The sequence below is a fragment of the Nocardioides sp. JS614 genome, assembly GCF_000015265.1.
Classification (GTDB): Bacteria; Actinomycetota; Actinomycetes; order Propionibacteriales; family Nocardioidaceae; genus Nocardioides.
Window position 1 is genome coordinate 4,884,604 of sequence record NC_008699.1, and the last position, 12,392, is coordinate 4,896,995.

General features: G+C 72.7%; 12 protein-coding genes. 4 read left to right on the forward strand and 8 right to left on the reverse strand.

Features of this window, described 5'->3' with window-relative positions; translation table 11 throughout:
- Positions 1–163: 163 nt before the first annotated feature.
- The 5 genes from NOCA_RS24790 to NOCA_RS24810 form a co-directional block, all read right to left on the reverse strand.
- Complete coding sequence (locus NOCA_RS24790) at positions 164–1,267, reverse strand: hypothetical protein (RefSeq protein ID WP_011758033.1); 1,104 nt, start codon at positions 1,265–1,267, stop codon at positions 164–166.
- 158 nt (positions 1,268–1,425) lie between these two features.
- Positions 1,426–1,884, reverse strand: a complete 459-nt coding sequence (locus NOCA_RS24795; protein ID WP_011758034.1) for a DUF1707 SHOCT-like domain-containing protein — start codon at positions 1,882–1,884, stop codon at positions 1,426–1,428.
- Positions 1,881–2,585 (reverse strand): PadR family transcriptional regulator, encoded by a 705-nt coding sequence (locus NOCA_RS24800; RefSeq protein WP_011758035.1) that lies wholly within the window; start codon positions 2,583–2,585, stop codon positions 1,881–1,883. Before NOCA_RS24800 ends, NOCA_RS24795 begins: the two co-directional genes overlap by 4 nt.
- Before the next feature lie 206 nt (positions 2,586–2,791).
- Positions 2,792–4,717 carry a M3 family metallopeptidase gene (locus NOCA_RS24805; RefSeq protein WP_011758036.1) on the reverse strand — a complete coding sequence of 642 codons (1,926 nt, stop codon included), beginning with the start codon at positions 4,715–4,717 and terminating at the stop codon, positions 2,792–2,794.
- A gap of 62 nt (positions 4,718–4,779) precedes the next feature.
- Positions 4,780–6,021, reverse strand: coding sequence for an RNA polymerase sigma factor (locus NOCA_RS24810; protein WP_011758037.1), 1,242 nt, complete (start codon positions 6,019–6,021; stop codon positions 4,780–4,782).
- A 193-nt stretch (positions 6,022–6,214) separates the two neighbouring features.
- On the opposite strand from NOCA_RS24810, the gene NOCA_RS24815 reads away from it, so the two are divergent.
- Genes NOCA_RS24815 through NOCA_RS24830 form a run of 4 tightly spaced genes read left to right on the forward strand, consistent with a single transcriptional unit; the run spans position 6,215 to position 9,529 of the window.
- Entirely contained in the window at positions 6,215–6,598 is a 384-nt protein-coding gene (locus NOCA_RS24815; RefSeq protein WP_011758038.1) for a VOC family protein, read from the forward strand.
- A gap of 17 nt (positions 6,599–6,615) precedes the next feature.
- Entirely contained in the window at positions 6,616–7,209 is a 594-nt protein-coding gene (locus tag NOCA_RS24820; RefSeq protein ID WP_041546956.1) for a maleylpyruvate isomerase N-terminal domain-containing protein, read from the forward strand.
- Between the two features lie 4 nt (positions 7,210–7,213).
- Positions 7,214–8,239: a glycoside hydrolase family 6 protein gene (locus tag NOCA_RS24825; RefSeq protein ID WP_011758040.1), complete on the forward strand. Its 1,026-nt coding sequence runs from the start codon at positions 7,214–7,216 to the stop codon at positions 8,237–8,239.
- A gap of 9 nt (positions 8,240–8,248) precedes the next feature.
- Positions 8,249–9,529 carry an MFS transporter gene (locus tag NOCA_RS24830; protein WP_011758041.1) on the forward strand — a complete coding sequence of 427 codons (1,281 nt, stop codon included), beginning with the start codon at positions 8,249–8,251 and terminating at the stop codon, positions 9,527–9,529.
- 18 nt (positions 9,530–9,547) lie between these two features.
- On the opposite strand, the gene NOCA_RS24835 is transcribed toward NOCA_RS24830, so the two are convergent.
- The 3 genes from NOCA_RS24835 to NOCA_RS24845 all read right to left on the reverse strand — a co-directional run bounded on the left by NOCA_RS24835 (position 9,548) and on the right by NOCA_RS24845 (position 12,358).
- On the reverse strand, positions 9,548–10,054 hold the full coding sequence (locus NOCA_RS24835; RefSeq protein ID WP_011758042.1) for a mycothiol transferase: 507 nt from the start codon (positions 10,052–10,054) through the stop codon (positions 9,548–9,550).
- Between the two features lie 97 nt (positions 10,055–10,151).
- Positions 10,152–11,801: a DUF429 domain-containing protein gene (locus tag NOCA_RS24840; RefSeq protein ID WP_041546958.1), complete on the reverse strand. Its 1,650-nt coding sequence runs from the start codon at positions 11,799–11,801 to the stop codon at positions 10,152–10,154.
- A 14-nt stretch (positions 11,802–11,815) separates the two neighbouring features.
- Positions 11,816–12,358, reverse strand: coding sequence for a TetR/AcrR family transcriptional regulator (locus NOCA_RS24845; protein WP_041546960.1), 543 nt, complete (start codon positions 12,356–12,358; stop codon positions 11,816–11,818).
- Between the last annotated feature and the right edge of the window lie 34 nt (positions 12,359–12,392).

Consider the following 12,392-nt stretch of genomic DNA (forward strand, 5'->3'; position numbering starts at 1 on the left):
CCCACTTGTCGGCGTGCTGACGCACGCGAGCACCCGGACCTCACCGGGCGGGCTGCACTCCTGTCGTGTACAGGTCCGCCCGGTGGGGGGCTCCGGGTATGCCCGAGCCCGCCCCGTTCACGGGACGGGCTCGGGTCAGGTGTTCACCTCTGTGCAGGAACTGCTAGAGGATCGGGTTGGCCGTCCGGCTGTTGATGCACAGGGTCCCGAGGGTGACCTGGGCACTGCTCGCGCCGCCGTTCCAGAAGGAGTAGGCCCGGGTCTTGGGCCGCGGCTCCATGCCGAGGAACCAGGTGTCCTCCCAGTAGTTGCCCATCCAGAACCAGCCGACCGCCGCCTTGTAGCCGGAGTAGCTGGGCTCGTCCTGATCACAGGAGTACCGCACCTCGTACGGGTCACCGACGGGAATGCTGGTCAGGTGGCCGGCGGTCGGGTCCGCGCTCGGCATGTGCTTCATCGCCAGCGCGTGCTGGTGCGAGGCGCCGGTGAGCACCTTGCGGCTGATGCACTTGCCGTAGAACGTCGCGGACGTCAGACCGGTGCCACCGAACTCCCAGGTCCAGGCCAAGCCGGCACTGCCGAACTTCGGGTAGCTGCCGACCAACCGGTGGTCGGTCGCCGGGTTGTCGAGCTTGAAGCCCGGGGCCACGAAGTACCTCCCAGCAGCGCACGGCGCGCCACCCCACTCGTAGTAGCTCCGGACGCCGGACCACGAAGGATGGTCGGAGGTCGAGGCCGCGACGCTCGTGAGGTTCTGGACCTCGATCTGGTGCCGGTGCGAGTTGGTGTACTCCGTGTAGCCGCGGACGCAGGTCACGTAGAGCTTGAGCTGGGCGTCGCCGTACGCGCGGTTCTCGAACTGGTAGTTCCACCTGCGGGCGTCGAGCTGGTCGGGGTACGACGCGACCACGTGCACGTCGCGCACGTCGTTGTACACACCACCGGCCGTGCTGGTGCTCGGGAAGTCGGGGTCTTCGTCCGGGTCGGGCGGCGGCGGCTGGTACTGGTCGACGCTCTTGACCCTCCACATGCCGTCGAGGACGGTGTCACCGGGGTCGCAGCTGAGCGTGGGTGCCGTCGAGTCGCCGACGGTGTCCGTGCCGACGCCTGCGAGCTTCAGGTTCTTCTCTACCTTGTAGATGTAGACCTCGTGCTTGTGCTTCGCGGGTAGTGCATTGGCCGGAGCGGAGGTCGCGGCCACGACCGCGAGCGGAGCGAGCAACGCTCCGATGGCGACCGCGACGCGGAACCGGGTATGAGCGGTCATGACGACGCTCTCCTTGCATTGACAGGAAATAGGGCGTGAGCACGTCTCCCGAGAGCGTTCCTCCGGCCCCCCCAGCCCGGTATTCGACAGGCTAAGTCGCCGTGCCGATGCGGTGAAACTGGTCTAGGACCGTGGTCTATGGCGGTGGTCTACGCCGCTCATCTGGACCACTGCCGGGCGCGCGCGAACCTCCGGTGGCGGCTCATCACGAACCACGCGACGAGCAGTCCGGCCAGGATCAGCGGCAGGTGCGTGAGCACGGTCAGCACCAGCAGCACGGCCAGGACGACGATGATCGGCGTCGGCAGGCCGTGCCGGGACAGTGCCATACCGCCGCACCGGTACGCCGGGCGGCGCGCCGGTCCGGCGCTGGCCCGGCCTCTGGTCCGGCCCACGGTCTGGCCCATGGCGCCCGGGATCTGCCCCGCCGGGCCATACCGGCCGGGGAGGTCGCGGAAGATCGGCCCCAGGTCGGCGCGGGTGCGCGCGGCCCAGATCCGGTCGAGCCGCTCGGCGTACTCCTCGGAGGTCAGTCGGCCCTGGGCGTAGTGCTCGCCCAGGGCCGCTGCGGCCTGCTCGCGCTCGGCGTCGCCGATCCGCAGGTGCTCGTCGGTCACGACGCGTCCCCGCCCTCGTCATCACCCTCGGGGTCGCCCTCGGCGAGGATGCCGTACAGCTTGCGGCGGGTCTCGACGAGCACGTCGATGGCGGCCCGGCGCTGCTGCTCGCTGCCGGTGGTGACGATCTGCCACACCGCACCCATCACCTGGCCGATCTCCGGCTTGAGGTCGGCGTACCTGCCCTGCGTCTCGTCGCGCTCGGGCTCCTCGAACGGCGCCCACACCGAGCTGAGCTCGTCGGCGTGGTCCGCGACGTACGCCTCGCCCTCGGCGGTGAGCCGCAGGCTCCGGCGACCGCCGGTGTCCTCGGTCGCCAGCAGCCCCTCGTCCTCGAGCTGCTGGATGGTCGGGTACACCGAGCCGGGGCTCGGCCGCCACGCACCGTTGCTGCGCTCGGCGATCTGCTGGATCACCTGGTAGCCGTTGACCGGCTCGCCGTTCCACTGCGCGGTGCGCACCACGTCCAGGATCGCCGTCCGCACGTCACCGCGCCGGACCCGCGGCCCGCGCTGGCGATCACCCTGGGCGAGACCGAACAGGCCCGCGACCCACGGCGGGGGACCCGGGTGCCCCGGCCGGCCGAAGCCGCCCGGGCCGCCCCACGGCCCGCCCCAGGGGCCGCCGTGCCGCCCGCCGTGCTGGTGCCACTCCTGCTCGCCATGACCGGCCCACTGCCGGCTGAATCCCTGGTGTCCCATGACCGGACTCCCCTCTGATCGGTAGCGCGAGGTGGCGTACTGTCGCCGACTGCTCACGATATATCGCGAGCGTACGTCGATGGGTCGGCTGGGGCAAGGCGGTTTCCCCGGTGAACCGGGGAAACCGGAACTTATCGGCCGAAGTTTCGGCCCAACAGTGGCAACTTCCCCGGCTAACCGGGGAAACCGTCACGAACCGGCTGGACCTAGCGAGCGAGCCAGGCGGCGTACGCGTCGAAGGTGTAGGGGCGGCCGAGGAAGTCGGTGACCAGGTCGGCGGCGTCCCGGGAGCCGCCGAGGGCGAGCACGCGGTCGCGGTAGCGACCGGCGACGACCGGGTCGAAGAGATCGGCGGGGTCGAAGGCGGAGAACAGGTCCTTCGCGATCACCAGCGACCACATGTAGGTGTAGTACGCCGAGGAGTAGCCGCCGAGGTGGCCGAAGCTCGCGAACATGTGGGTGCCGTCGATGTAGGGGAACGGCGAGTAGCGCTCCTGCAGCTCGCGCATCGCCGCGGTCAGGTCGTCGGGACGCGACGTGTGGAACCAGTACGACATCGCCGCGTAGAACATCTGGGTGCGCGCGTGGTAGCCCTTGCCGAACTCGTCGGCGGCCCGCATCCGCTCCACCAGGTCCTCCGGGATCGGCTCGCCGTCGGCGTCGGCGGCGAAGGTGCGCAGCACCTCGGGGTCCCACGCCCACTCCTCGAGCAGCTGGCTGGGCGCCTCGACGAAGTCCCACTCGGTCGCGACCCCGGAGAAGCGGGTCCACCCGCCGTGGCCGCCGAGCACGTGGTGGACCAGATGCCCGAACTCGTGGAACAGCGTGACCACATGGTCGTGCTCCATCAGGCCGCGCGAGAAGTTGCACACCAGCACGCCCTCGGGCAGCTGCCGCCCGGCGAGCCCGTCGACGAGGGTGAACTGCGCCGCGTGCTTGTACTTGCCCTCGCGCGGGTGCAGGTCCAGGTAGATCCGCCCGACGGGGACCGGGCCGTCGGGGGCGTCGCGAAGCACGTCGTACGCCGCGACGTCCTCGTGCCAGACCGTCGCGTCGGGGACCGGCTCGTAGCGCAGCCCGAACAGCCGGCCGGTGACCTCGAGCAGGCCACGGCGGACCTTGGTGAAGTCGAAGTACGCCCGGACCCGCTGCGCGTCGACGTCGTGCCGCTCCTGGCGGACCAGCTCCTCGTAGTACAGCGAGTCCGCGGTGTCGATCGCGGTCGCGTCCGGGACATCGCGCCGGTAGCGCTCGAGCAGCTGGTCGAGGTCGCGCCGCATGGGCGCGTCCGCGGCGGCCGCGATCCGGTCGATGAACGCCGGGATCGCCGGTCCGTCGCCGATCATCTTCACGCCGGCGTCGTACGACGCCCAGTCGGCGTAGCCGACCAGGGTGGCGAGCTCGTGCCGCAGTGCGAACATCTCGCGCAGCAGCGGCTCGTTCTGCGGCCAGCCACGCTCCAGGAACGCGACCGTGACCTGGCGCCGGACGCCCGCGTCGTGGACGAACATCCGGACCGGCACCGCGTCCGGGTAGTCGGTGGTGACCGTGACCAGCCCGTCGGCATCGACGGGATGGGCGTCGAGCCAGTCCTGCGGCAGGCCGGCGAGGCGCTCGGCCGGGACCCGGACGGTGCGCACGTCGTCGCGGATGGTGCGACTGAACTCCTGACCGACCTGGGTCAGCCGCTCGTTGATCTCGGCGAGCCGGGCCCGGGTCGCGTCGTCGAGGTCGACGCCGGCGCGCCGGAAGTCCTCGAGGGTCTTGTCGAGCAGGCGTGCTGCCGCGGGGTCCAGGCCGGCCGGGTCGGCGGCCGCGAAGACGTCGTACAGCCCGCGGTCCTGGCGCAGCTCGGTGAGCAGCCGGTCCACCTCCCGGTCGGCCGCCTCGCACGCGGTCCGCACCGGCTCCAGCGGGTGCACGTTCGCGAGCAGCGAGGCGGCCGCCGCGACGCCGGACAGCGCGCGGGCCACCTCGTCCCACTCGCGGAGCAGGTCCAGCGGGTCGGCCGGCGGGGACGTGCGCAGCCGCTCGGCGCGCTCGCGGGCGGTCGCGAGTCCGTCGCGGGTCAGGGACTCGACCCACTCCTGGGCGTCGTCGGGCAACGGGAGCGCGAGAGGGGCGAGGCTCATGTCGCCCAGAGTAGGGATGCAGAGGAGGGACGCAGACCAGGGACGCCGACCAGGAACGCGGGCTAGGGACGAGGGCCGGGGGCCAGGCTGCCGCGACGACGGGACAGGTACGCGCGCTCGGCCGGGTTGTCGGTGGCCGCGATCGCGGCGTCGTACGCCGCCCGTGCCTCCGCGCTGCGCCCGAGCCGGCGCAGCAGGTCGGCGCGGGTCGCGTGCCAGGCGTGGTACGTCGTCAGCGGCAGCCGGTCCACCTCGGCGAGCGCGACCTCGGGACCGTCGAGCTCGGCCACGGCGACCGCCCGGTTGAGCGCGACGACGGGGCTCGGCACGAGCGCGTGGAGCTGCTCGTAGAGCGCGGCGATCTGCGACCAGTCGGTGTCGGCCGCGGTCGGGGCGTCGGTGTGCACGGCGTTGATCGCCGCGAGCAGCTGGTACTGCCCCGGCGCCCTGCCGGTCTCCCGGGCGTGCGCGAGGCACGCGCGGACCAGCCCGTGTCCCTCCGCGATCAGCTCCCGGTCCCAGCCGCCGCGGTCCTGCTCGTGCAGCGGCACCAGCTCCCCGCCCGCCACCCGCGTGGTGCGCCGGGCGTCGGTGAGCAGCATGAGGGCGAGCAGCCCGGCGACCTCGGGCTGGTCCGGGAGCAGGCCGCGCAGGATCCGGCCCAGCCGGATCGCCTCGGCGGTCAGGTCCTCGCGGATCGGCGCGTCCCCCGAGCTCGCGAGATAGCCCTCGTTGAACACCAGGTAGACCACCGCGAGCACCGCGGAGAGCCGGCCGGCCAGGTCTTCGGCGGCGGGCACGCGGAAGGGGATGTGGGCGGCCTTGATCTTCCGCTTCGCGCGGGTGATCCGCTGCGCCATCGTGGTCTCGGGCACGAGGAAGGCCCGCGCGATCTCGGGGACCGTCAGTCCGCCGAGCAGCCGTAGCGTCAGGGCCACCCGGGCCTCGGGCGCGAGCGCGGGGTGGCAGCAGGTGAAGATCAGCCGCAGCCGGTCGTCGGCAACCGGTCCCGTGGGCTCGTGAGGTGTGTCGTCATGCATCATCAGTGCCGCCTGGTGCTTGGCGTCGCGGTGCGACTCGCGGCGGATCCGGTCGATGGCGCGGTTGCCGGCCGTCGTGGTCAGCCACCCGCCGGGGTTGGGCGGTACGCCGTCTCGTGGCCACCGTTCCAGGGCGACCAGGAGCGCCTCGCCGGCGGCCTCCTCGGCGACGTCGATGTCGCCGAAGCGGCGGACCAGGGAGGCGACGACCCGGCCGTACTCCTCGCGATAGATCCGCTCGACCGCCGCGTGCGCATCGCTCACGCGCCCCGCTCCTCCCGGAGCGGGCGGGCCGGGACCCGGTCGGCCTCGTCGGGGACGATCGAGAGCACGTGCTGCGACATGGTGGAACCTCCTGGTCGGGGGCCTCGACGGCCCCGTCACCCTCTCCACGAACGCGGGACCGTCAACACGACACCCTTTCGCAGAAGCATCATTCCTGCCTACGGTGAGGCCCATGTCCGCGCCGGCGTTCCGCCTGTCCGCCACCGTGCTCGGCAGCCCGGACCCGCGCGGCCTCGCCGCGTTCTACCGCGAGCTGCTGACCTGGTCGACCCTCGTCGAGCGCCCCGACTGGGTGGTGATCGGGCCACGGGACGGTGCGACACCGGGACTGGCCTTCCAGCTCGAGGACGGGCACGTGCCGCCCGCCTGGCCGGCGGGACCGGGTGAGCAGCAGATGCAGGCCCACCTCGACGTGGCGGTCGACGACCTGCACGCCGGCGTGACGCACGCGACCGCCCTGGGCGCGAGCCTGGCGCCGCACCAGCCGCAGGACGACGTACGGGTCCTGCTGGATCCGGCGGGACATCCGTTCTGTCTCTTCGCCGCGGCGGGATGAGCGTCTACGGTCGGGCCATGACCGACTGGGGCGACCTCTACCGCGAGCACGTGTCGGCCGTGACGGCGCTGGCCGGCGACCTGACCGACGAGCAGCTCGAGACCACCGTGCCGGGAACGCCGGCCTGGACCGTGCACGACCTGCTGGCCCACCTCGCGGGCGGCTCCTCGGACGCCGTGACCGGGCGGATGGAGGGCGCACCGGGTCCGGAGTGGACCGCACGTCACGTCGCGGAGCGGCGTGGCCTCCCGGTGGGTGACCTGCTCGAGGAGCTGCGCTCGCACCAGGACGCGGTCGCGGCCGCGGCGGCCCAGGACCCCCGGCCCGCGATCGTCTGGGACATCGCCGTCCACCACGCGGACGTGCACGAGGCGCTCGGGCTCGGGCTGATGCCGGACCGGCTCTGGGAGCCGGTGCTCGCCGGTGTCGCCGCGATGAAGCTCGGCTCCGCCGGGATCCCCGAGGACGTGGACCACTACGAGCTGTTCCGGGCGCTGTTCTCCCGGCGCTCCCGCGCCCAGATGCAGGCCTGGGGGCTTCCACTGTCGCCGGAGCAGCTCGACGAGCTGTGCCTCTTCGGTCCACGCGAGGACGATCAGCCCGTACCCTGATCGGGTGCTCCCACGGCCCCGCCTGCTGCGCGCCGCGGCGCTGTTGACGGCCCTGGCGCTCGGCGCCGGCCTCGCCGCGCCGGCCGGTGCCGACCCCGTCGCACCGGACGGGTCGCTCGCCGCGAAGGGCCAGGACCCGCGCAAGACCCGCGGGCTGTTCGTCGACCCGTACATGCCCGCCGCCACCCAGCAGGAGCAGGTGTACCGCGAGCAGATCGGCTCGAAGGCGCAGACACTGTGGATCATCCCCGAGGCCTACCCGACCTCCGAGGTCCGCAGCGTCGTCCGCGCCTACACCAGGCGTGCACTGGCCGCGCGGAAGACGCCGATGCTCACCGTCTACGGCATCCCGGGCCGCGACTGCGGGCAGTACTCCTCGGGCAACCCGCTGACCACGGCCGCGCAGTACCGCACCTGGATCCGGCGGATCTCCGGCGGCCTGGAGGACCAGCACGCGCTCGTCGTGCTCGAGCCGGATGCGCTACCCCTGTTCAGCAGCTCGCACGACGCCTGCCCTACCAAGCCGGACGGCTGGCAGGGCATGCTGCGCTTCGCGAGCCGGCGCCTGAGCGGCTCCGGGGCGTGGGTCTACCTCGATGCGGGGCACTCGAACTGGACGCCGTACGACACCCGGCCGAGATTCCTGAGGAACAGCGGCATCGGGTACGCGCGTGGCTTCAGCACCAACGTGTCGAACTTCCGCCCGACTGTCGACGAGAAGCAGTACGCGGCCTTCCTGTTGCGCGGACTGCGCAAGCTCGGAGTCCGCGGAAAGCACTACGTCATCGACACCTCGCGCAACGGCGCCACCCCGAGCGCGGACGGGTACGACGTGATCAACCCGACCTGGGCGCGCATCGGCCGCCCGCCACGGCTGGTCTTCGACGGCGCCTTCGACGGCACGCTGTGGGTCAAGCACCCCGGCGAGTCCGACGGCACGAAGAACGGCGGGCCCCCGTCGGGTCAGTGGTGCGACTTCCTCGCCGACCGGCTGCTTGGTGAGCCGGAGTCGAGCAGCTGCGAACCCTGACCCTGCACCGTGCTGAGACTCCGGGGCCTGGTGGCCGACACCCGCCCGCTGCGCAACGACCACTTCCGGCGGCTGTGGGTCGCGAACATCATCACGGTGATCGGCGCGCAGCTGACGGTCGTCGCGGTGCCAGCGCAGATCTACCAGATCACGGGCTCCTCGGCGTACGTCGGCCTCACCGGCCTGTTCGGGCTGGTCCCGCTGATCGTCTTCGGGCTGTGGGGCGGGGCGCTGGCCGACGTCTTCGACCGGCGCACGCTGCTCGTGGTCACCACCCTGGGACTGATCGGGACCAGCGCCCTGTTCTGGCTGCAGGCCGCGCTCGGCAACGGCGACGTGTGGATCCTGCTCGGGCTGTTCGCGGTGCAGCAGGCGTTCTTCGCGGTCAACCAGCCCACCCGCAGCGCCGTGCTCCCGAAGCTGCTCGCGCCCGAGCTGCTGCCGGCCGCGAACTCCCTCTCGATGACGGTCTTCCAGGCCGGCGCGATCGCCGGGCCGCTGGTCGGCGGCCTGCTGATCCCGGTGCTCGGCTTCTCGTGGCTCTACCTGGTCGACACGATCACGCTGTTCGCCACCCTCGGCGCGGTCGCCCGGCTGCCGCGGCTGCCGGTCGAGGGCGGGCTGGCGACGACGCCCGGGCTGCGGTCGGTCGTCGAGGGCTTCGGCTACCTGCGCGGCCACCCGGTGCTGCTGATGTCGTTCGTGGTCGACCTGGTCGCGATGGCCTTCGGGATGCCGCGCGCGCTGTTCCCCGAGATCGCGCACATCTCGTTCGGCGGCCCGACCGAGGGCGGGATGGTGTTCGCGGCGCTGTTCGCGGCGATCCCGGCGGGCGCGGTCGCCGGCGGGGTGCTCTCGGGGTGGGTCTCGCGGATCGACCGGCAGGGGTACGCCGTGGTCGTGTGCATCCTGGTGTGGGGCGCGGCGATGACCGGCTTCGGCGTCGCGGTCGCGCTCGCCGACCGGTGGCAGGGGCCGATGCTCGTCACGGCGATCCTGATGCTGGTCGTCGGCGGCGGCGCCGACATGGCGTCCGCGGCCTTCCGCACCAGCATGCTGCAGACCGCGGCCGCGGATTCGGTGCGCGGCCGGCTCCAAGGCGTGTTCATCGTGGTCGTCGCCGGTGGCCCCCGGATCGCCGACGTCACCCACGGCACCACCGCGGCGGTCGTCGGCACCGCCGCAGCGGCCGCGGGTGGTGGTGTCCTCGTCGTGCTCGGCACCGTGGTCGCGGCGCTCGCCGTGCCGTCCTTCGTCCGGTACCGGTTGAGCCGCTCCTCAGCGGGCTAGACGGATAGGTCCAAGGGCTTAGACAGCTAGGAGCAGACCGCGGAGGTACGCCGCCTGGCCGACGTGCTGGGCGTCGTCGTCGACGATGCTGACCAGCCGCACGCCGCGGGTGACCGGCGGATCCCAGCGCGTGTCGATCACGTCGTCGAGGTCGTCGTCGGTGAGACCGCGCAGGTAGGCCACGGTCGCCTCGTGCACCGCCCGCAGGTAGCCGGCCAGCAGGTCGCCGGTCGCGCGGACCTTGCCGACCTGGTCGCTGGAGTGGCCGTAGCCGTGGTCGGCCGGGTCGAGCGGCAGGCCGAAGCGCTCCACCCAGCCCTGGGTGGACCACACCTGCTCGGTGCCGGCGAGGTGCGCGACCTGGGCGTCCTGCACACGCGCGGTGTGCCAGACCAGCCACGCGATGGAGTTGGTGTCCGGCGCCGGGCGGTGGGCGAGCTGGTCCTTGTCGAGGCCCTCGACGGCGGCGATGCCGTTCTCGAGGATCCGCTCGAAGAGGTCGATGAAGACGGCTGCGGTGTTCATGGCGCAGACGTTACGACGCCGGGGCTTCCGGGTCGTGTGCCTGAGCACGCGCCATGGCGCGTCCTCGGGCACACGACCCGTACTGGCGCCCCGCGCCTCAGCCGCGCATCTTCTCCAGGCGGGTGCGCAGCGCGGCCTGGCGGTGGGCGTTGCCGGGCAGGACGACGTACCGCTCGCCGTACGCGGCGAGGAGGGCATCGTCGAGGCGGCGGACGGCGCCGGGCGGGTAGCGGTAGTCCATGCGCGCGGCGATCCGGTCGTCGTCGACGTCGGCGAGGACGTGGCCGAGCTCGGCGAGCGTGGTGACGCCGAGCTCGGGGAGCAGCCCGGCGATCCAGCCGTAGTGGTCGGTGCGCGACCACTCGGCGTCGGCGTACTGCCCGGCGAGGAACGCGGCGAGCTCGCGCGAGGTGATCCCCTCCGCCTGGGTGTCCGGCTCCTCCGGGGTGACGCCGCGGAGCCGGTCGCGGATCGTGGTGAACTCCTGGTCGGCGAGCTCGAGCAGCCCGGCCGCGAGGGTGAACCGGCGGTCGAAGTCGCGGGCGTGCTCCTCGGGCACGGTGCCCTTGTAGCGGATGTCGTGCTCGAACTCCGCCCACGCGTGCTGCAGCACGGTGCGCACCTGCACCTGGGCGGTGCGACCGTCGGCGCGGGCGACCTGCAGGTGCCGGCTGGCGTAGCCGAACCGGCCCTCGCTGGCGGTCTCCTGGCCGAGGTCGCGGTCGTCGAGGATCCGCAGCTGGCTGCCGAGCACCTCGGCGACCGCGGCCACGTCGCTGCGCACGTAGGTGATCACCCGCAGCCCCACCTGGTCGCCGATGTCGCGCAACGGGTCGGTGTAGAGCGGCACCCCGTCGACGGTGCGCCCGGCCTTCGCGGCGAACGAGTCGACGCTCTTGGCCCGGCCGGTCACGGTCAGGTAGTTGATGCCGGCCTCGTCGAGGATCGAGGTCACCAGGGCGACGTACTCCCGCGCGACGGCGACCAGCTCCGGCTGCCGTTCGGCGTACTCCTCGACCGCGGCGCGGATCGTGGCGTGGGCGTCGGGCAGCGTGGGCGTGACGATGTAGCCCTGCTCGAAGTCGCCGTACGTCGTGGTCCGCTCGGGCCAGCGGTGCGCGAACAGGGCGACGTACGCGCAGATCACGGCGTCGACCTGGTCCTCGACCTCGCGCAGGTGGCTCTTGCGGGTCGCCTCCTCCACCTGGGTGCGCAGTGCCTGCCAGGCGCGGTCGGTCGCCACGATCCGCTCGACGTGGGCCATCAGGACCAGCAGCTCCGAGCGCAGCAGGTCGAGGTCGCGGCCGCGCTTGTCCTTGTACTTCAAGGTGCGACCGAGGCCGAACAGCACGATCGTCGCCGGGTGCGGGTAGACCTCGATCGCGCGGCGCGGCCGTCCGGACCGCGGGTCCATGTCGAGCCGCAGCCGCTTGCACAGCCGGGCGCCGCGGGACCCCGCGACGAACTCGGGCTTGCTGGTGTTCGCGGGGTGCGGGGCCGCCTCGAAGCGGCGGAAGTCCCTGCCCAGCGCCTGCTCGGCGGGTCGCGAGCCGGTCGCGTTCGTGACGATCAGCGGCGCGTCGAAGGCGACCAGGCACGAGCCCCCGACGTACGGCGCGAGGTGGGCCTCGATCTCGTCGTCGGAGTGCACGGTGGCGATATGGAGCAGCCGCGCCTCGGCGTCGAGCACCGCCAGGCCGCTCGGACGGCGCTCGCCCCAGGCGAGGTCGACCCCGACGTAGTGCATGGGGAAAGACTGCCCTACCACGGGGTGGTTGCGACGGCGGGAACGACGAACCGCTCGACGAGCGCGCGTTCGTCGTGGTCGTCGCGGCCGGGGACGGTCAGCAGGGAGACGATCACGCGCACCAACCAGCGCGCGGCGTCCTCGTCGTCGACCAGGCCTCGGCCGAGCGCCTCGACCACCGCGCTGGACTGGGCGAGCTCGGCGGTCGTGGCGGCGTCGGCCGCGCCGAACCAGGCGAGCAGGGCCGGGGCCTCGCGCACCAGCCGCACCGACGCGAGCACGGCGGCCGCGAGTCGCTCGGGGGGATCGGCCAGACCCGCGGTCTCGGCGGCCACGGTGGCGCCGACCCGGCGTGCCTCGCGGTGCACGAAGGCCAGGTGCAGCGCGTGCCGGTCGGGGAAGTAGCGGTAGAGCGTGGCCCGCGAGCACCGGGCCGCCCGGGCGATCTCGCCCATGCCGACGCCGCCGACGCCCCGGCCGGCGAAGAGCTCGGCGGCCGCGTCGAGGATCCGCTCGGGACTCCCCCGACCGTCGCCCGGCGGGCGCTGCCCGCTCACGCCGCGACCCGGAACGGCACCCGGGTGGGGCGGC